19 protein-coding genes are annotated in these 19874 nt (G+C 69.2%); 17 read left to right on the top strand and 2 right to left on the bottom strand.

All coding sequences use genetic code 11. The features are described from left to right. Positions 1–49: 49 nt before the first annotated feature. From mnmG to AC07PF_RS06875, 14 genes are all read left to right on the top strand, one after another. Entirely contained in the window at positions 50–2023 is a 1974-nt protein-coding gene (mnmG, locus tag AC07PF_RS06810; RefSeq protein WP_494611285.1) for a tRNA uridine-5-carboxymethylaminomethyl(34) synthesis enzyme MnmG, read from the top strand. Between the two features lie 7 nt (positions 2024–2030). Then, positions 2031–2753, top strand: a complete 723-nt coding sequence (locus AC07PF_RS06815) for a hypothetical protein (RefSeq protein WP_494611286.1) — start codon at positions 2031–2033, stop codon at positions 2751–2753. Between the two features lie 69 nt (positions 2754–2822). Continuing rightward, a complete protein-coding gene (rsmG, locus tag AC07PF_RS06820) occupies positions 2823–3500 on the top strand; it encodes a 16S rRNA (guanine(527)-N(7))-methyltransferase RsmG (protein ID WP_494611287.1) in 678 nt (225 codons plus the stop codon). Positions 3501–3620: 120 nt separating this feature from the next. Beyond that, entirely contained in the window at positions 3621–4235 is a 615-nt protein-coding gene (locus tag AC07PF_RS06825) for a LysE family transporter (RefSeq protein ID WP_007857032.1), read from the top strand. A gap of 17 nt (positions 4236–4252) precedes the next feature. After that, the gene (locus tag AC07PF_RS06830) at positions 4253–5053 is read left to right on the top strand and encodes a ParA family protein (protein ID WP_494611288.1); all 801 of its coding nucleotides are present in this window, start codon (positions 4253–4255) and stop codon (positions 5051–5053) included. Between the two features lie 35 nt (positions 5054–5088). Continuing rightward, on the top strand, positions 5089–5658 hold the full coding sequence (locus AC07PF_RS06835; RefSeq protein WP_494611289.1) for an RBBP9/YdeN family alpha/beta hydrolase: 570 nt from the start codon (positions 5089–5091) through the stop codon (positions 5656–5658). 5 nt (positions 5659–5663) lie between these two features. Beyond that, entirely contained in the window at positions 5664–5960 is a 297-nt protein-coding gene (locus AC07PF_RS06840; RefSeq protein WP_494611290.1) for a cupin domain-containing protein, read from the top strand. 57 nt (positions 5961–6017) lie between these two features. Next, positions 6018–6935 carry a ParB/RepB/Spo0J family partition protein gene (locus AC07PF_RS06845; protein ID WP_007857027.1) on the top strand — a complete coding sequence of 306 codons (918 nt, stop codon included), beginning with the start codon at positions 6018–6020 and terminating at the stop codon, positions 6933–6935. 433 nt (positions 6936–7368) lie between these two features. Further along, positions 7369–8121, top strand: a complete 753-nt coding sequence (locus tag AC07PF_RS06850) for a class I SAM-dependent methyltransferase (RefSeq protein ID WP_494611291.1) — start codon at positions 7369–7371, stop codon at positions 8119–8121. 321 nt (positions 8122–8442) lie between these two features. Beyond that, positions 8443–9996: a COG3014 family protein gene (locus AC07PF_RS06855; protein ID WP_494611293.1), complete on the top strand. Its 1554-nt coding sequence runs from the start codon at positions 8443–8445 to the stop codon at positions 9994–9996. Positions 9997–10027: 31 nt separating this feature from the next. After that, positions 10028–10426, top strand: a complete 399-nt coding sequence (locus AC07PF_RS06860; protein WP_007857023.1) for a YcfL family putative periplasmic lipoprotein — start codon at positions 10028–10030, stop codon at positions 10424–10426. Positions 10427–10455: 29 nt separating this feature from the next. Next, entirely contained in the window at positions 10456–11076 is a 621-nt protein-coding gene (lpoB, locus tag AC07PF_RS06865) for a penicillin-binding protein activator LpoB (protein WP_218885812.1), read from the top strand. Between the two features lie 28 nt (positions 11077–11104). After that, positions 11105–12040 carry a hypothetical protein gene (locus tag AC07PF_RS06870; protein WP_494611294.1) on the top strand — a complete coding sequence of 312 codons (936 nt, stop codon included), beginning with the start codon at positions 11105–11107 and terminating at the stop codon, positions 12038–12040. Positions 12041–12074: 34 nt separating this feature from the next. Then, positions 12075–13028 (top strand): alpha/beta fold hydrolase, encoded by a 954-nt coding sequence (locus AC07PF_RS06875; RefSeq protein ID WP_494611296.1) that lies wholly within the window; start codon positions 12075–12077, stop codon positions 13026–13028. Between the two features lie 7 nt (positions 13029–13035). On the opposite strand, the gene AC07PF_RS06880 is transcribed toward AC07PF_RS06875, so the two are convergent. Both AC07PF_RS06880 and AC07PF_RS06885 read right to left on the bottom strand, forming a co-directional pair. Continuing rightward, complete coding sequence (locus AC07PF_RS06880) at positions 13036–14460, bottom strand: hypothetical protein (protein WP_494603435.1); 1425 nt, start codon at positions 14458–14460, stop codon at positions 13036–13038. 244 nt (positions 14461–14704) lie between these two features. Further along, complete coding sequence (locus AC07PF_RS06885; protein ID WP_494611297.1) at positions 14705–15337, bottom strand: flavin reductase family protein; 633 nt, start codon at positions 15335–15337, stop codon at positions 14705–14707. A gap of 177 nt (positions 15338–15514) precedes the next feature. Here AC07PF_RS06885 and AC07PF_RS06890 point away from each other — a divergent pair, with 177 nt between their 5' ends. The 3 genes from AC07PF_RS06890 (at position 15515) to AC07PF_RS06900 (ending at position 19867) form a co-directional block, all read left to right on the top strand. Continuing rightward, positions 15515–16096, top strand: a complete 582-nt coding sequence (locus AC07PF_RS06890; RefSeq protein WP_494611298.1) for a sigma-70 family RNA polymerase sigma factor — start codon at positions 15515–15517, stop codon at positions 16094–16096. A 103-nt stretch (positions 16097–16199) separates the two neighbouring features. Further along, positions 16200–17282 carry a FecR family protein gene (locus AC07PF_RS06895; RefSeq protein ID WP_494611299.1) on the top strand — a complete coding sequence of 361 codons (1083 nt, stop codon included), beginning with the start codon at positions 16200–16202 and terminating at the stop codon, positions 17280–17282. Between the two features lie 131 nt (positions 17283–17413). Continuing rightward, entirely contained in the window at positions 17414–19867 is a 2454-nt protein-coding gene (locus AC07PF_RS06900) for a TonB-dependent siderophore receptor (protein ID WP_494611300.1), read from the top strand. Positions 19868–19874: the final 7 nt, after the last annotated feature.

Here is a 19874-nt window from a genome sequence, read left to right on the forward strand (position 1 = left end):
CGTGCCGGGATTTTTGATTATCGGGCCCGACAGGCCCCGGAGCGCTCCCATGTTGTACCCCCAGGAATTTGATGTGATCGTCGTCGGCGGTGGCCATGCCGGCACCGAGGCCGCGCTGGCGTCCGCCCGCATGGGCAGCAAGACGCTGCTGCTCACGCACAACATCGAGACGCTGGGGCAGATGAGCTGCAACCCCAGCATCGGCGGCATCGGCAAGGGCCACCTGGTCAAGGAGGTGGATGCCCTGGGCGGCGCCATGGCCCTGGCCACGGACGAGGGCGGCATCCAGTTCCGCATCCTCAACAGCTCCAAGGGACCGGCCGTGCGCGCCACGCGCGCCCAGGCCGACCGCATCCTCTACAAGGCCGCCATCCGCCGCATGCTGGAGAACCAGCCCAACCTGTGGCTGTTCCAGCAGGCGGTGGACGACCTGATGGTGGAGGGCGACCGCGTGGTGGGCGCCGTGACGCAGGTGGGTATCCGCTTCCGCTCGCGCACGGTGGTGCTCACGGCCGGTACCTTCCTCGACGGCAAGATCCATGTGGGCCTGAACAACTACGCGGCCGGGCGGGCAGGGGACCCGCCCGCCGTATCGCTGTCGGCACGCCTCAAGGAATTGAAGCTGCCCCAGGGCCGCCTGAAGACCGGCACGCCACCGCGCCTGGATGGCCGCAGCATCGACTTCTCCAAGTGCACCGAGCAGCCCGGCGACGGCATGCCCGGCGGCGTGAACGAGGGCAGCGTGCCGGTGTTCAGCTTCATGGGCGATGCCGCCATGCACCCGCGGCAGATGCCGTGCTGGGTGACGCACACCAACGAGCGCACGCACGACATCATCCGCAGCGGCTTCGACCGCAGCCCCATGTTCACGGGCAAGATCGAGGGCGTGGGCCCGCGCTACTGCCCGAGCGTGGAAGACAAGATCAACCGCTTTGCCGACAAGGACAGCCACCAGATCTTCCTTGAACCCGAGGGCCTGACCACGCACGAGTTCTACCCCAACGGCATCAGCACCAGCCTGCCGTTCGACATCCAGTACGAGCTGGTGCGCAGCATGCCGGGTCTGGAGAACGCGCACATCCTGCGCCCCGGCTACGCCATCGAGTACGACTACTTCGACCCGCGCTCGCTCAAGAGCAGCTTCGAGACGCGCCAGATCGAGGGCCTGTTCTTCGCCGGCCAGATCAACGGCACCACGGGCTACGAGGAGGCCGCAGCGCAGGGCCTGTTCGCGGGCGTCAACGCCGCACTGCAGTGCCGCGGCGATGCACCCTGGCTGCCGGGCCGCGACGAGGCCTACCTGGGCGTGCTGGTGGACGACCTGATCACCAAGGGCGTGAACGAGCCCTACCGCATGTTCACCAGCCGGGCGGAGTTCCGCCTGCAGCTGCGCGAGGACAATGCCGACCTGCGCCTGACCGAAATGGGCCGCAAGCTGGGCCTGGTGGACGATGCCCGCTGGGATGCCTTCAGCCGCAAGCGTGACGCTGTTTCACGTGAAACAGAGCGCCTCAAGGCCACCTGGGTGAACCCGCGCAGCCTGCCTGCGGCAGAATCCGAGCGGGTGCTGGGCAAGAGCATCGAGCACGAGTACAACCTGTTCGAACTGCTGCGTCGCCCCGATGTGGGCTACGCATCCCTGGTGGGCATGGACGGGGGCAAGTACGCCTCGGCCGATGTTTCACGTGAAACCCTGGGTGCTTTGAGCGAATCCGTGATCGAGCAGCTGGAGATCGCGGCCAAGTACTCGGGCTACATCGACCGCCAGAAGGACGAAGTGGAGCGTGCCGCCCACTACGAAAACCTCAAACTGCCCGAGGACCTGGACTACATGCAGGTGGCGGCACTGTCGATCGAGGCACGCCAGATCCTGACGCGCCACCGTCCCGAGACGCTGGGCCTGGCATCACGCATTTCGGGCATCACGCCTGCGACCATTTCGCTGCTCATGGTGCACCTCAAGAAGGGTGCGTTCCGCGGTATTGCCGGTGCACGTACCCATGCAGAACCCGCTGCGCACTGAGCCGCCCATGCGGGGCAACAGGGCAGGGCGTCGGGTGCGGCAACGGGGCGAGCTGCTGATGGTGCGCACCGTGGCCGTGGTGGCGGTGCTGTTGCTGCTGCTGGGCATTCCCCTGTGGATGAAGCACGAGCGTGACAAGCGCGCCGACCCGCCCACCGCCAAGGCCAACGCAGTCGCGCCCGCGGCCCGGGCCGCGGTGGCACCTGCGTCCGCCGCGGCACCCGTGGCCGCCCCGGCCGCATCCGGCATCGGCCACGGCCTGACCTTTGCGGTGGTGGCAGACGACGCCAAGCAGCCAGCCGAAGTCGCGCGCCTGGGCTGTGCCGGTGAACCCCGCGCGACGGACCGACCCTTGAAGGATGACCACCCCTGCAACCACCAGCAGGGCGACACCTCGTGCCGCGTGGTGCTGCCCGTGCTGTGCATCCAGCCCGGTACGGCTGCCAAGCCTGCCGGAAGTACCGAGGCCAGCTTGGCCGGCTGGACCGGCGGCATGCTGGCACCCACCCAACCCGTGATGGGCGCCATCCTGACCTCGGCGGCCCTGGCGTCGGCCCGGTGCGAGCAGGAGCTGGGCAGCGGCTGGCGCATGGCCGATGTGAAGGATGGCCTGGACAGTGGCAGCATCGTGGGCCTGCGCACCACCAACACCACCCTGGGCCAGGGCACCCGCTACTGGGTGCAGATCCAGGGCCAGCCAGCCAATTGCTGGAACAGCACGGGCTCCTGAACCTGCCAAGCGCCATGGTTCCACGTGGAACCAGGGCCTGCCTATCGAACAATGGAAATGCCGCTCCCCATGAACACCCCCTCCGCCACGACCCAGGCGTTTCGCCCCACGCTGCTCTCGGCGGCCGAGCAACTCGGTGTGTCCCTCTCGGACGCGCAGGCCGATGCGCTGCTGTGCTACCTGGACCTGATCCAGAAATGGACCAAGGTCTACAACCTCACGGCGGTGCGCGACCCCAAGGAGATGCTCACCCACCACCTGCTCGACAGCCTGGCGGCGGTGCCGCCGCTGCGCCGCGCGCTGGCGCAGGCGGCCTTGCCGCCAGGGCAGGGGGCCCGCCTGCTCGACGTTGGGGCCGGTGCCGGCCTTCCCGGTGCGGTGATCGCCATCTGCTGCTCCGACGTCGATGTGAGCTGCGTGGACACCGTGGCCAAGAAGGCGGCTTTCATCCAGCAGGTGGCGGTGTCGCTCAAGCTGCCCAACCTGCGCGGCGTGCACGCCCGGGTCGAGAACCTGGACGGACCGTTCGATGTGGTGACCAGCCGGGCCTTTGCCTCGCTGGTGGATTTCACCACCTGGTCGCGCCAGGCTCTGGGCCCGCAGAGCGTGTGGCTGGCCATGAAGGGCAAGCACCCGGCCGAGGAAATCGCGGCGCTGCCAGGCGATGTGCGGGTGTTTCACGTGGAACCATTGACCGTGCCGGGGCTCGATGCGGAGCGTTGCATCGTCTGGATGCGGCCGGCATGACCGGTATCCAGTAAAAAGGGGCGGGGCCCGCGCACGGGTCGCGTAAACTCGCCGCTCGCTGGTCATTTTGTTGCTGCGGTATCAGCCAGCCTCGCGGTTCGTCTTCCCCTGGGGGTTCTCATGTTTGGCATTGCGGATTACGGCGCCTTCGTGGCGGCCATCGTGTTGTTCCTGGCGATTCCCGGTCCGGGCAATCTGGCGCTCATCACCTCCACCAGCAAGGGCGGTATCCGGGGCGGCCTGGCCGCCACCCTGGGTGTGATCGCCGGCGACCAGGTGCTGATGTGGGCGGCGGTGGCCGGCGTAGCCGCCTTGCTGTCCACCTACCCCGCGGCCTTCCATGCCGTGCAGTGGCTTGGCGCCGCCTACCTGGCCTGGCTGGGCTTCAAGATGCTCACGGCCAAGCCCGGTGCCCAGCCCATCCTGAACATCGAGCCGCGCCACTATTTCAAGCAGGCCGCGCTGATCACGCTGCTCAACCCCAAGGCCATCGTGTTCTACATGGCCTTTTTTCCGCTGTTCGTCGACCCGGCCCGCCACCAGGGCCTGCTGACCTTCGGCGTGATGGCGGCCACCGTGGCGGCCCTGACCTTTGCCTACGGCCTCATCGCCGTGCTGCTTACCCACCACCTGGCGGAGCGCATGCGCGCCAACCCCACCGTCGGCCGCGTGCTCGAAAAAGTCGCTGGCGTGTTCCTGATCGGTTTCGGCATCAAGCTGGCCATTTCGAAGTAAACAAGGCATCCAACCCCATGGCCCAGATCTTTTGCATTGCCAACCAGAAGGGTGGCGTCGGCAAGACCACCACCACCGTCAACCTGGCGGCCGGCCTGGCGAAGATCGGCCAGCGCGTACTGATGGTCGACCTGGACCCCCAGGGCAATGCCACCATGGGCTCGAACCTGGACAAGCGCAAGCTCGACCTCACGGTCTACGACGTGCTGCTCGAGTCGGCATCGGTGCGCGAGGCGGCCGTGCTGAGCGAAAAGTGCGGCTATTACGTGCTGGGCGCCAACCGCGAACTGGCCGGTGCCGAGGTCGAGCTGGTGGCGCTGGAGCACCGCGAAAAGCGCCTCAAGGCGGCGCTCGCCGAGGCCGATGCGGACTACGACTTCGTGCTCATCGACTGCCCGCCCTCCTTGTCCATGCTGACCCTGAACGGCCTGTGCTCGGCCCACGGCGTGGTCGTGCCCATGCAGTGCGAGTACTTCGCGCTCGAAGGCCTGACCGACCTGGTCAACACCATCAAGCAGGTGCATGCCAACCTCAATGCCGACCTGCAGATCATCGGCCTGCTGCGCGTCATGTTCGACCCGCGCATCACCTTGCAGCAGCAGGTGAGCGAGCAGCTCAAGGACCACTTCGGCGACAAGGTGTTCAACACCGTGATCCCGCGCAACGTGCGCCTGGCCGAGGCCCCGAGCTACGGCCTGCCGGGCGTGGTGTTCGACCCGCTGGCCAAGGGCAGCCAGGCCTTCATCGAGTTCGCGCAGGAGATGGTCGAGCGCGTGCAGAGCATGAAGGCGCTTGGCAAGAAGCCCGCGGTCGTCTGACCGGGCACCGGGTCGATTGCTATCAGATTCATAGTATGAATTCACCCTCCGACACCGTGCTGGTGCTGCCCGGCTGGCAGAGCTCCGGCCCCGAACACTGGCAGAGCCGCTGGGAGGCGCTGCACGGCTTTCACCGCGTGGAGCAGCACGACTGGATGCGCCCGCTGCGCGGCGACTGGACCGCGCGGCTCGAGGAAACCATTGTCGATGCCCCCGGCCCCGTGGTGCTGGTGGCGCACAGCCTGGGCTGCATCCTCACCGCCTGGTGGGCCGCGCATTCATCCAACACCCACCGCGTGAAGGGGGCGCTGCTGGTGGCCCCTGGCGATGTGGAGCGCGAGGACATCGCCGGCTATCTGCCGGGCTGGTCGCCCATCGCACGCCGGGCCCTGCCGTTCCCTGCCGTGCTGGTAGGCAGCCGCAACGACCCGTACTGCAGCTTCGAGCGCGCCGAAGGCATGGCCCGGGCCTGGGGTGCGCGCTTCATCGACCATGGCGAGCGCGGCCACATCAATGCCGAATCGGGCCTGGCGGACTGGTCCGAGGGCCAGGCCCTGCTGGCCGGGCTGCGGTCGTCCCCCCTGCCGCCGCTTTCCACCGCCTGAGCCCTATGTCCAAAACCAATCTCCTGGAAACGGCCCGGTCGTTTCCAAACGCCTGGTCATCCCGCGTCGTCGGCCGGGCTGCCAACGCCAACGTCAAGGTGCTGCGCATGGACGACGGCGCCTACCCCGACGAGTCGCATGACTTCGACGAAGCCCTGCTGGTGATCGAGGGCTGCATGCGCCTGGCCCTGCAGGGCCAGGTCACCGAGGTGCAGGCCGGCGAGGTCTTCATCGTGCCGGCGGGCGTGCCCCATGCGGTGGCACCGGGCAGCCATGGCACGCTGGTGATCATTGACCAGTGATGGCCACGCGGCGCTGCCCCTGATTCCCAGAACACAGAACAAGAAAGCTTTCTCACCATGGTCACCAAAAAACCCAAGGGCCTCGGACGCGGCCTCGAAGCCCTGCTGGGCCCCAAGGTCAGCGAAGCCACCGAGCAGGCCCAGGCGGCCGATGCCGGCCTGCCCAACACGCTGACCCTGGCCGAGATGGTGCCCGGCATGTACCAGCCGCGCACGCGCATGGACGAGGGCGCGCTGTACGAGCTGGCCGAAAGCATCAAGGTGCAGGGCATCATGCAGCCCATCCTGGTGCGGCGCCTGGCCGATGGCGAGAACGCCGGCAAGTACGAAATCATCGCCGGCGAGCGGCGCTTCCGTGCCGCGCGCCTGGCCGGCCTGGACCGCGTGCCGGTGCTGGTGCGCGACGTGCCCAACGAGGCGGCGGCCGCGATGGCGCTGATCGAGAACATCCAGCGCGAGGACCTGAACCCGCTCGAAGAGGCCCATGGCTTGCAGCGCCTGGTGCGCGAATTCGGGCTCACGCACGAGCTGGCCGCCCAGGCCGTGGGCCGCTCGCGCAGCGCCGCGAGCAACCTGCTGCGCCTGTTGAACCTGGCCGAGCCGGTGCAGACCATGCTCATGGCCGGCGACATCGACATGGGCCATGCGCGCGCGCTGCTGTCGCTCGAGCGCGCGGCGCAGATCACGGCTGGCAACCAGATCGCGGCCAAGAAGTTGTCGGTGCGCGAGGCCGAAGCCCTGGTCAAGAAGATCGGCGCCGAGTTCAGCCTGGTGCCGCAAAAGCCCAAGAAGGAAAAATCGCGCGACCTGCGGCGCGTGGAGGAAGAGCTGTCCGACCTGCTCATGGCCGAGGTCGAGGTGCGCGTGAAGAAGCGCGTGAAGCGGGCAGGGCGTGTGGAGGACATGGGCGAGCTGGCGATCCAGTTCGGCTCCATCGAGGAACTCAACGGCTTGATCGAGCGCCTGCGCGGCTGAGAGCGGCTAACAAAACTCTTCTGGCGTCGTTGCCGCGTCTTGTCGTACTACTCGTACTGCCTGCGACGCAGCGCCTAGCCAGAACCGCTTCGCTGAGTTTTGTTATCCGCTCTGGGCGGTGCCTGTTCAGGGCGCACGGGCCCCCTGGCACGGGGCCACGTGACAAAGTGCACACAATCGTGCTGCGGTGGCTTGCACAGGCGTGTTGCAGCGCGCCATGCCGGCCTACACTGCGCTCCATTCCATCCCGGGGCATGTGCACCGGGGGAGTTCCGGAGAGTTCCATGCCCCGCGCAAGCCGCCTGCCGTCACTGCATCCCGCCGCCCTGGCCACGGGGCTTGTGGGCATGGTCGTTTGCGCGATTTGGGCGCAGACTGTGGGCCTGATCGTCTCCGGCTCCGTCCCATCCCTGCACGGCCTTCTGGGCCTGTAATGCATATGCCACTGCGCCTGCTGCCCTGGCCTCTCCCTGCGCTGCTGGCGTGGGCGGGGGCATGGCTGCTGTACCTCAGCCTGCAGCGGACCGTGCCGCCCGTGGCGGCGCTGGTGGCGGCCAGCCTGCTGGGCACGGCGGCCAGTGTGCTCGGGGCCACCTGGTGGCGGCGTGGGCTGATCGCGCTGGGCTTCCCGCTCTCGCTGGCGCTCACCGGCATGGCCAGCCTGCCGGCCTGGGCCTGGCTGGTGCCGCTGGCGCTGCTGCTGCTCGTGTACCCGCTCAATGCCTGGCGCGATGCGCCGCTGTTCCCGACACCGCACCACGCGCTGCAGGCCCTGGCCGTGCAGGCGCCCGTGGCGCAGGGCGCACGCGTGCTCGATGCGGGCTGCGGCGTGGGCGACGGGCTCATCGCCCTGCGCCACGCCTACCCGCATGCCCGCCTGGAGGGGCTGGAGTGGAGCTGGCCGCTGCGCCTGGCCTGCGCGCTGCGCTGCCCCTGGGCCCAGGTGCGCCGCGGCGACATGTGGGCCGCCGACTGGAGCGGCTACCAGATGGTCTACCTGTTCCAGCGCCCCGAAAGCATGGCCCGCGCCGCCGCCAAGGCCCAGGCCGAGATGGCCGCCGGCGCCTGGCTGGTGAGCCTGGAATTTGCCGTGCCCGGCCTGCTGCCCAGCGCCCAGTTGCGTGCGCCCGGCGGGCGGGTGGTGTGGCTCTACCGCCTGCCGCTGCTGCTGGACAAGGGGGCCTGAAATGCACCGCTACAACTGTTTTCACAGCCCGCTGCCGGTTACAGAAAAGATACATCCTTTTGCTACATTGCGCCCTGGCTACAGACCACACAAGAACCTAGAAATTCACAGCCACAGGGGGCTTGCAGCAGCAGCAGCGAGGACCAGCGCCAGGAGGGAGCGCTCGGACCTGCACAGCCTTCCTTGTCCGGTCGACTACCTCCCTCGCCAGCGGCATGCCGCGTGCGGCACCCCTTGCGGTGTCCGCCGCAGCATTCCTGTTGCAGGGGCGCGTCGCCGGGGTTTTCTGGTGAACACCCGATCCATTTGCAAGGAGTATTCATGACAACCCGACCCCAATTCCGTCCCCGCCTTCTGTGGGTGCTGGCGCTGAGCGCCGCCCTCACGGGCTGCGCGACGATGCAGAGCCACGACAAGCTCGCCACGGACGTGCAGGGCGCCGGCCGCAGCGGCGGCATTCCTGCGGCCATCGCCCAGCTCGAATCCACGGCCAAGACCGAGGACGAGAAGACCGCGCTGCTGTTCAACATGGAGCGCGGCGAGCTGCTGCGCATGGACCGGCGCTATGCGGACAGCACGAACGCCTTCCTGCTGGCCGACGTGAAGGTCAAGGAATGGGAAGACACGGCCAAGAGCAACCCGCAAAAGCTCATGGGCACCGTGGGTGCGGCGCTGATCAGCGAGCGCCTGAAGGCCTATGAAGGCCAGGACTACGAGAAGGTCTGGCTGACCACGCGCCTGGCGCTCAACCGCGTGGCCGTGGGCGACGTGGAAAACGCCCGCGTGGACATCAAGCGCACGCACGAACGCGAAGCCATCATTGCCGAGTTCCGCTCCAAGGAAACCCTGGCGGCCGAGCAGGAAGCCAAGTCCAAGGGCGCCACTTCGGGCGGCAAGGAGCTCAACGGCTACCCCGTCGAGACCTTCAACGACCCCGAAGTGCTGGCATTGAAGAACGGCTACCAGAACGCCCTGAGCCACTACCTGGCCGGCTTCCTGTACGAGATGCTCAACGAGCCGGGCCTGGCCGCGCCGGGCTACCGCAAGGCCATCGAGCTCAAGCCCGAGACCGGTGTGCTCGAAGAAGGCCTGCGTGGCCTGGACAGCCGCACCAGCTTCACCTGGAAGCGCCGCCAGCGCATGACCGACGTTCTGTTCGTGGTCGAGGCCGGTGACGCCCCCGCGCGCAAGCCCCGTGCCTTCACCCTGCCGGTGCCCGTGGGCAGCCGCTGGACCACGGTGAGTGTCTCCTACCCCGTGATCGAGCCCTCGCGTGACGCGCCGCTGACCAACCTGTCGGCAGCCGGCACGGACTTCAAGCTCGAAAAAGTGGTGGACGTGAACGTCATGGCACGCCGTGCCCTGAAGGACGAAATGCCCGGCATGGTGCTGCGCGGCTTCACCCGCGCCGTCGCCAAGGGCGTGATGCAGGACCAGCTGCAGAAGAAGGGCGGCCTGCTGGGCGGCATCGTGGGTGCCGTGGCGGCCTCGGCCACCGAACAGGCCGACGACCGCATGTGGCGCATGCTGCCCGGCCGCGTCTACGTGGCCCGCGGCTACCTGCCACCCGGCGAACACACCGTGACCATCAACGGCCGCGCGCTGCCCCAGCCCGTGAAGGTCGACGGCCAGTACGCCCTGGTGCCCCTGCGCCTGTACGAGAACAGCGTGCTCATGGGCGACGTGGCATCGGTCGGCCAGCTGGCCGCCGCGTCTTCCACCGCCGCCGTGGCGCCAGCGGCCGTCGAGGTGCCTGCATCGTCCACCAAGACGATCTCCACGACGACGACCACCAAGACGACAACCACCACCACCAACCGCACGCGGCCTGCGGCCAAGCCCGCGCAAGCGCCCGTGACCCCGGCCAAGAACTGACCTGAAGACCGTTTTCCAAGGAGTTTGATCCATGACTATCCGCACACACCTGACCGCCCTCGGCGTCGCCGTGATGGCACTGACCGGCGCAGCGGCCCATGCCCAACTGCACGACCCCGCGACACCGATCGCCGTGGCCTCCAAGGTGGCGCTGCGCGGCGAGGCCAACAGCATCGCCGTGCGCGAGATGCGCATCGTGCGCACCAACGAGATCCTGGTGGTGCAGGCCGACATGGCCAACATGGGCCGCACCGACCGCACCGTGTTCTACCGCTTCAAGTGGCTGGACCAGGTGGGCAACCAGGTGGGTGACGGAGAGTCGTGGAAGCAGATGAGTGTGCTGGGCCTGGGCCAGCAGACCGTCAAGAGCGTAGCCCCCACCAGCGCCGCAGTCGACCTGCGCCTGGAAATGAACGTAGAACCGCGCTGAACCCCACAGCGCCGACCGGAGAACACACCATGCAACGCAACAACAGCAGCATCCAGCGCACCGCGCTCATCCTGGCCTTCGCGGCCAGCACCCTGGCCCTCTCGGCCTGCCAGAACCTGTCCTCGCCCACCGTGCGCTTCGACCGCCAGGTCAACTACGGCGACGCCAAGGCCGTGGAACTGGTAACCAACGAGTTCGGCTCCACCGACCTGCAGATGATTGCCGAGAAGATGACCGGCGGCCTGCTCGAGACCGGCATCTTCCAGGGCCGCCCCACGGTGACCATCTCGACCGTGAAGAACAAGACCAGCGAGTACATCGACACCACCAACGTGATGAACTCGATCCAGACCGCGCTGGTCAAGTCCGGCAAGGTGCGCTTCGTGCGCTCCATCAACGAGATGCAGCAGGGCGTGGACGAGCTGCAGCGCCAGAACCAGAGCGGCCTGTACAAGCAGGGCACCACCGCCAAGGTCGGCCAGATGACGGCCGCCAAGTACAGCATGGAAGGCGAGCTGACCAGCATCGTCAAGCAGAGCAACTCCACCAAGGACGTGTACTACAAGTTCACGCTCAAGCTGTTCGACGTGCAGGAAGGCACCGTGGAATGGCAGGACGAAAAAGAAATCCGCAAGACCAGCAAGCGCTGATCGACCGCGGCACTGAAAGGACCTCACCATGCAACGCAGAACCACCCTCGCGGCCGCACTGTCCGTGCTGGCCGTCACCGCCCTGACCTGGAGCGCTGGCGCCCAGGCCCAGAATGCGGCCCCCAAGATCGCCGTGACCGACCTGGCTTACGCCCAGCAGGTTTCGGAGTACTTCGTGGCCGGCGCCTACCAGCGCAGCGCCCAGATGAGCGCCGGCGGCAGCGCCAGCCACGGCATGTACGGCGGCTCGGGCAGCCACTCTATGCAGGCCTCCGAGCAGGCCAGCGGCACCTTCGTGGCCGGCCGCTACAGCTACATCGAGCAGCGCGAGCTCGGCGGCTACACCAACGACATCAAGGGCGCCATCCTGCAGGGCACCTACTTCCGCCTCGTGCAGAGCAAGGGCTTCGACGCCGGCAAGCCGCAGAACAGCAAGGCCGAGCAGGTGCTCAACCAGGTGCAGACCGGCAAGATGGCCACGCCCCAGGTCCAGAACCAGGTGGCCAACGTGGTCGCGCGCATCAAGAAGGGCGAGTTCGCCGGTGCCGACTACGTGCTCTTCGGCGTGGTCTCCAGCATCAACTTCACCGATGCGCTCTCGCCCCTGCAGGGCACGACCAGCGCCACGCGCCAGTACGGTCTGCAGCTGTTGACCGACTTCTCGCTGATCAACACCCGCACCTACGAGATCAAGGCGGCCTTCTCCGCGCAGGGCGAAGGCAACGACACCAAGATCCTGTCCAACCGCGGCGACATCGCCCCGCCCAACCGGGCCAAGGTGATGCGCGAGACCTCGCAGAGCCTGGCGCAGGACGTGTACGCGCAGCTGGCCACCCAGCTGGGCTACACCGATGCCCACCTGGCGCGCGGCGTGCGTCCACCGCCACCGCCCGTGGTCTACCAGGGTGGTGGCCAGCCGGTGCCCGTGCCCCAGCAGCCCGACCAGGTGCTGATCCTCAAGTGAGCTGCGCGGGTTCCCTGCAGCCATGATGGGCCGCATGCGTCCCGCCCTGAAGGCCAGCCTTGCGCTGGCCTTTTTCGTGGCCGGCTGCGCGGCGCAGCCGGGGCCTGAGGCTGCTGCGGATGCCACGGCCTTCGCGCCCCATCCGCTGCCCGGGGTGGGAGAGGCGCGCGTGCAGGCCCTGCAGCGGCCCGCGCGCACCGCGCCGCTGCGCTACCGCGTGATCGTGGTGCCCGGCTCCGGCTGCGCCGGCATGGGGCCGCTGGCCGACCGCTACTTTGCCGGCCTGCTGCATGCCGAGGTGCTGGTGCTGCACAAGCCCGGCGTGGCGCCCGGTGCGCGCACGGCGGCCGGCGCCTGCGCTGCCGATTTCGTGCAGGCCGACCGCCTCTCGGCCTGGCGCGGGCATGCCCGTGCCGCGCTGCGTGCCGATGCCCGGGAGCGCCAGGCCCGCGGCCTGCAGGCGCTGCCCCAGGTGCTGGTCGGCATCTCCGAAGGGGCCGAACTGCTGCCCGCGCTCGCACCCGAGGTGCCCGGGCTGGCGGGCCTGGTGCTGCTGTCCGCGAGCGGGCTCGACCCGCGCGAGGCCGGTGCCCTGCAGGCGCAGCGCCTCGGGGCCGGGGCCGACTGGGAGGCCCTGGGCCGCCTGCAGGCCGACAGCAGCCTGCCCGACAGCGCGCCCGCGCAGGGCCGCAGCCTGGGCTACTGGCGCGACCTGTGGCACTGGCCGCTGGCCCGGCCCCTGCGCGACGGGCCCTGGCCGGTGCTGCAGGTGTGGGGTGGTGCCGATGCGCTGGTGCCGCCTGCGGCCTTCGCGCAAGGGGCGCAGCTGGCGCAGGGGCGCAAGGCGCCCTGGTGCGCGCGCGAGCTGCCCGGCGCCGACCACGGGCTGCAAAGCCCCGGGCGCGACGGCGTGCAGCAGCTGTGGGCCTGGCTGGAGCAGTGGGCGCGCGAGCCGCAACAGGGCCTGTGCGCGCCCCTGTCGCGCTGAGCCGATTTCAGGGCACCGTATAGATCAGCTGGAACTTGGCGTTGCTCAGCATGTCCGCCAGGCTGGTGCCGTAGCCCAGGAAGAACTGCGTGCCGCGCAGGCCGCTCACATTGACCAGTTCCAGGATCGGCACGGTCTGCGAGGCTGTCAGCGTGCCCTGCCAGGCCGGCGCTGGCGTCGAGGCGCCGTTGAACAGCGTCCAGCCTTGCGGCGACAGCACCGCCAGGCCCACGCCCGGCACCGAGGCCACCACATAGACCACACCGCCCTGGCCCACGTCGCCCGATGCGGGCTGCACGCGCCCGGTCAGCCGCAGCGACTGCACCGTGCCCTCGGTCGTGCCTGAAAAGCTGGCCGGTGTGGTGGGCCCGGTGCCCGGTGCGGGCGGCACGCGCCCGCTGTCGGCGCTGAAGCCCGCGCGCGCGGCGATGGGCGCGAGGTCCACCGCCTCGAAGGCCGTGTGCGGCACGGTCTGCACCTGGGTGATGGTCGCGTCCTGCCACAGCCGGCTCGGGTCGCCCGTGATGTACATGTCCGAGCCGCCGTCGGCGATGTACATGCCGTAGCGCTTGAGCGCGTTGAGGATGGCCTTGGCCTGCGCCGTGTAGCTGTCCGGCACCACGTAATCGGCGCGCAGGCGGAACAGCTGGCCCATGGGCGGCTTGGCGGCCGAGGCATCGCCGTTGCGCGTGAGGTGGCGCGCCGGCCAGGTGTAGCTCGTGCGGATCTTGCTGCTCTGGATGGTGAAGCGCAGCGCATGCTGGATCTCGCCGGTGCTGGCCTCCTCGGCACGCAGCAGCAGCGGGAAGATCGGAAAGCCTGCCGCGTCCGACGAGGTCCAGCCCGCGGGGCGCAGCGCGTTGGAGCGCAGGTCGAAGGCGGCGCTGCTGTAGATGTCCCAGCCGCCGTCGGCACGGGCATAGCTCAGGTAGCTCTCCCACAGCGTGCAGGTGTCGGTGTCCACGCTGAGGATGTGGTGGTCGTTGTAGACCGCCTTGTTGCTGCTGATGCCGCCTTCCACCTTGGGCTGCAGCGGGAAGGGCAGGCGTGCGGGGCTGGTCAGGCCCGTGCAGGGCCGCGCCAGGCTGCCGTCGGCGCGCGCGCAGTCGCTTTCGTCGGGGGCTCCGTCGGCATCGAAGTAGACCGCTGGCCAGGTGATCTTGCTGCCCTGCACGACGTTGTACGGAATGCCCCAGTACTCGGTGCTGGCCATGTCCTCGCTCTGGCCCAGGTCCAGGTGCAGGCGCCGGCTACCGGTGCTGATGGTCTGCAAAAAGGCCGCCGATTGCGGATGCACCGGCAATTGGTCGATGCGGGTGTTGAACACATGGTCGGCCGGCAGCACGGGGCAGGGCCCCACGGTGGGCGCGGCCACGGCGGCGCTGGCCAGCAGTGCCAGCGAGGCCAGCAGGGCGAAGGTGGGGCGGGGCATGCGTGTCTCCTGGGATCTCGCCAGGATGCTGCCACGGCTTGTTACATCGTGGCGCGCGCAGTTGTAACTGCCGGCAACCTATGGCTGCAGCTTCTACGGGGCCTCGCGTCTCGGCTGCAGGCTCGCCCATGCCCGCTGAAGGCGAAAACTGGCATGCTCAAGGCCAGTGCTCCCGCGCAAGGGCCGCCCCGCCGCGCTGGGAGCGTCCCCCTTCCAGGGGGATGGCGCGAAGCGCCTCAGGGGGTTACCTTGGTCTGTACATTTTGAAGAGCTGCTCGGGGCCTACCGTGAAATAGTCGGCCGGGCCGCCCGCGCGCAGGATGTGGCCTGCGGCGGCCGTGTCGTAGATGCCGTCCTTGAGCAGCGCCTTGTCGATGTGGATGGCCACCACCTCGCCCAGCACCAGCCAGGTCGGCACCTGTGCGCCGTCCACCCCCTGCAGCTGCAGGATCTGCGTGCGCCGGCATTCGAAGGCCACGGGGCTCTCGGCCACGCGCGGTGGTGCCACCTGGGTGCTGGCCTGCGGGGTGAGGCCTGCGAGCTGGAACTCATCCACCTCGGGCGGTACGGCCGCGCAGCTCTGGTTCATGGCCTCGGCCAGGCAGCGTGTGGCCAGGTTCCAGACGAACTCGCCCGTCTCCTCGACGTTGCGCACCGTGTCCTTGTAGCCGATGCTCGCAAAGCCCACGATGGGCGGCACGTAGTTGAAGGCGTTGAAGAAGCTGTAGGGCGCCAGGTTCAGCGCGCCTGCGGCACTTTGCGTCGAGATCCAGCCGATGGGGCGCGGCCCGACGATGGCGTTGAACGGGTCGTGCGGCAGGCCATGGCCATTGCGCGGCTCGTAGCTGTGGATGGAGGAGGGGGCGGGCGTGGCCATGGGCGGTACGGGGTGGTGGGGTGGGAGGGGCTGAACCGCCACCATACGTGAAGCGCGCCGCGCGTGCACGGCCGGGGTTGATGGTCGGCAGGGCGCAAAGCCGGGCAGGTGGCAGGGGCTCCCCGGCAGCTGCGGGAAATCACCCCTTTACAATATTGAGAATAATTCGCATTTGCCATGGCAGCCGTGCTGCCTGTCGATCCACTGCCTCTCCCCGTCCGCGCCGTGCTGGCCCGCTATTACCAGGAACTGCTGAACTACTTTGCCCGCACCGCGCGCGGCCGCGAGAACGCGGCCGACCTGGTGCACGAAGCCTATGCGCGCGTGCTCACGCTGCAGCGCTCGGGCCAGGCCATCGCCCAGCCGCGGGCCCTGCTGTACCGCACGGTGCGCAACCTGCTGGTGGACCAGCACCGGCGCAGCAGCGTGCGCGAGCCCCTGCCCGGCGGGGCCAGCGACGAGGCGCCGCTGCCCGACGTGGCCGACCTCGCGGCACCTGCCGCCTTGGGGCCCGAGGCCCTGGCGGCCTCTTCCCAGGGCATGCAGGCGATGTTGGCGACCATCGACGCCTTGCCGCTGCGCTGCCGCGAGGCCTTCATCCTGCACAGGTTCGACGGCCTCTCGCATGCCGAGGTGGCCGCGCAGATGGGCATCTCGCGCAAGATGGTGGAGCAGCACATCCAGCGCGCCATGCAGGCCTGCCGGCGCTGCCGCGATGGGGTGGACCTAGCCCCCGATGCAGGGGAGCGCCAGCCCTGAACTGCCCGCATCGACCTGGGGTTTTCAGGCACCCATGCGTCTACACCCTGGAGTGGCCTGGCACCGACAATCGCTGCCCGGCCTGCGTGCCCCGAACCTTTGCATGACCACCGACCAGTCCTCCCCCCGCCATGAGCCGGGCCCTGCCGAGCGCGACGCGCTCGCCTGGTTCGTGCGCAGCCGCGGGGGGCTCAGCGCGGGGGAGGCGCGCGAACTTGCCGCCTGGCAGGCGCAGGACCCGGCGCATGCCGACGCCTTTGCGCGCTGGCAGGCCGACTGGCAGCAGCTTGATGCCCTGCCCGCGCAGGGCGTGGCCCGCTTGCGCGCCCACCTGGCGCAGGACCTGGTGCGCGAACGGGCCGCGGCCCCCCGGCCAGCGCGCGGCTGGCTGGCCGGGGCATGGGCCGGCAGTGCCACCGTGGCAGCCTCTGTGGCTTGCGTGGCCGTGGTGGCGGCCGGCGGCCTGCTCGCCTGGCAGCACTGGCAGCAGCAGCCGCTGTTCGAGAAGCACATCGCCACCCGCACCGGCGAACAGGTGGATGTGCAACTGCCCGATGGCAGCCACCTGCGGCTGGACACCGCCACGGCCATCGACGTGGCGCTGTTCCGCCAGCGCCGCGAGGTGCGCCTGCCCGAGGGGCAGGCTGTGTTCCGCGTGCAGGGCGACGCCGCGCGGCCCTTTCACGTGCTGGCCGGCCCGCTGCGCATCACCGTGGTGGGCACGCGCTTCTCGGTGCGCAACACCCCGGGCATCCCGGGCGAGGCGGGCGTGCGCGTGGCGGTGGAAGAGGGGCGTGTGCGCGTGGCCCGTGCCGATGCGCCGGCCGCGGCCTCCGGGGCCGTGGTGGAGCTCACTGCCGGCCAGCAGGTCGCCAGCGATGCCACGGGCCGGCTCGGGCCGGTGGCGGCGGTGCCGCCCTCAGGCATCGCGCCCTGGCGCGAAAGCCGGGTGAGCTTCGACAACACGCCACTGGCCCAGGCGCTGGCCGAATTCGGCCGCTACGGCCCCACGCAGCTCACGGTGCGCGACCCCGAGGTCGCGGCCCTGCGCCTGACGGGCACCTTCGACCCGCGCCGGCTCGACAACTTCGTGCGCGTGCTGCCCCAGGTGCTGCCGGTGCGCATGCAGGCGCCAGCGGCGCAGGGCGGCGAGGCCGCCACGACCGAGATCGTCGCGGCGCCCTGATTCCGGGCCCCTGCCAGGGGCCGATGTCCCTTCGGCAAAAAGATTTTCCCGGCGACCTGGGGTTCGGGCGCCGTGCTGCGTCTACCTGAGAAAGCGTCTTATTCAATTCCAACACCGGGGAACCCTTGTCCATGCGCCGCCACCGATTCCGTCCCGCACCGCTCGCCCTTGCCGCCGTGCTGGCCCTTGCTGCAATCCCTGCCGTTCAGGCCCAGCCCGCCGTGGCCGGACAGCCGGCGGTGCAGCTGAGCATTGCCTCCCAGCCGCTGGCCCAGGCGCTCAATGACCTGGCGCGCCAGACGCGGCTGGAACTCATCGTGCAGCCGGCCCTGGTGGCGGGCCGCACGGCGCCGGCCGTGGCGGGCCTGCTCACGCCACGCGAGGCGCTGGACCGCCTGCTGGCCGGCAGCGGCCTGGTGGCCGTGATCGAGGGCACGGCTGTCACCGTGCAGCGCATCCCGGTGCCTGCGGCTGGCACTGCGCCCGCCGCAGGCAGCACCACCCTGTCCGAAGTGCGCGTGACCGCGGCGGGCGAGCGCAGCGGCCTGACCGAGAACAGCGGCTCCTACACCACGCGCCAGGCCGGCACGGCCACGCCGCTGGGCCTGTCGCTGCGCGAGACGCCGCAGTCGGTCAGCGTGATCACGCGCCAGCGCATGGAAGACCAGGGCCTGACCCAGCTGCCCGACGTGGTGGCCCAGACCCCGGGGCTGGTGTCCAGTCAGGGCGGCAACCAGGGCTCGGACAGCTCGCCCATCTACTCGCGCGGCTTCACCGTCAACACCTACATGATCGATGGCGTGCGCCAGACGGACTCGAACTACTCGAGCATCTTCCAGACCAACGACATGGCCATGTTCGACCGGGTCGAAGTGGTGCGCGGTGCCTCGGGCCTCATGAACGGCGTGGGCACGCCGGGCGCGGCCATCAACCTGATCCGCAAGCGCCCCACGGCCGACTTCCAGGGCCACGTGCGCGCAGAGGCGGGCTCGTGGAACCATGCACGCGCCGAGGTGGACATCTCCTCCCCGCTGAACGCATCGGGCAGCGTGCGTGGCCGCCTGGTGGCCGCGGCGCAGGACAACGATTCCTACATCGACCGCCTGAAGGAGCGCAAGAAGCTGCTCTACGGCGTGGTCGAGGCCGACCTCACGCCCGAGACCCAGCTGTTCGCCGGTGCCTCGGTGCAGCACCACGATGCCACGGGCCATGCGCGCGGCGGCCTGCCGGCCTACTACGCGGACGGCACACGCACCGAATGGGCGCGCTCGGCCTCGGCCGCCCCGCCCTGGGCCTACTCGCAGCGCCACTACACCTCGGTGTTCGCGGCGCTGGAGCACCGTTTCAACGACGACTGGAAGCTCAAGGCCACGGCCACGCGCACCACGAACTTCTACGACGAGATGATCGGCTACGCCAGCGGCGGTGCGCCCGTGCGCGAAACCGGGGCAGGCGTCACGCTGTGGGCCGGCCGCTGGACCGCCAAGCCGCGCCAGGACAGTCTGGACGTGCAGGCCACGGGCCGCTTCGACCTGCTGGGTCGCAAGCACGACATCGCCTTCGGCGCGCAGATGTCGCGCACCAGCTACCGGGCGCCCAACTACACCAACTGGACGCATGCCGGCTGGAGCAGCGCCATCGGCAACATCTATACCTGGGACGGTACCTCCCCTGCGGAGCCCAGCAACCCGAGCGTCGGCCGCGCCACGTCGGACGAGCGCCTGAACAGCGCCTATGCCACCGTGCGTCTGAAGCCCACCGACAGCCTGGCCCTGCTGGCCGGGCTGCGCCTGGTGGACTGGAGCCGCTACCAGACCAGCACCCGCTACTCCACGGGTGCCACCACCATCACCGACCGCGGTGAAACCGGCGAGGTGATTCCCTACCTGGGCGCCGTTGTCGACATCGACCGCAACTGGTCGGCCTATGCGAGCTACACCAGCATCTTCACGCCGCAGAACCTGCGCCTGGCCACCGGCGACTACCTGGACCCGCAGACCGGCGACAGCTTCGAGCTCGGTATCAAGGGCGCCTTCCAGAACGACCGGCTCAATGTTTCTGGTGCCGTCTACAAGGCGCGCCAGGACAACCTGGGCGTGGCCATCCCCAACGTGTTCGCGCCCGATGGCAGCCAGGCCTACCAGGCCGTGTCGGGCACCAGCACGCGCGGCTTCGAGCTGGAGGCCTCGGGCGAGGTGCAGCCGGGCTGGCAGGTGTCCGCGGGCTTCTCGCGCAACATCACGCACGACCGCCTGCGTGCCCGCCTGAACACCGACGTGCCGCAGAACACGCTCAAGCTGTTCACCAGCTACCGCATCGCCGGCATCGGCAAGGGCCTCACGGTGGGCGGCGGCCTGCGCTGGCAGAACCAGATCTATCGCGACAACCAGGGCGCCGCGCGTGCCCGCTTCACGCAGCCGGCCTATGCCGTGGTGGACCTGATGGCGCGCTACGCCGTGACCGACACCGTGGCCGTCACGGCCAACGTCGGCAACCTGTTCGACAAGGTTTACTACAACACCGTCGGCAACGCCTACTACGGCACCCCGCGCAACCTGCGCGTGGGGCTGGACGTCCGGTTCTGAGCGCGCC

This window comes from Acidovorax sp. GW821-FHT10A04, assembly GCF_059415825.1.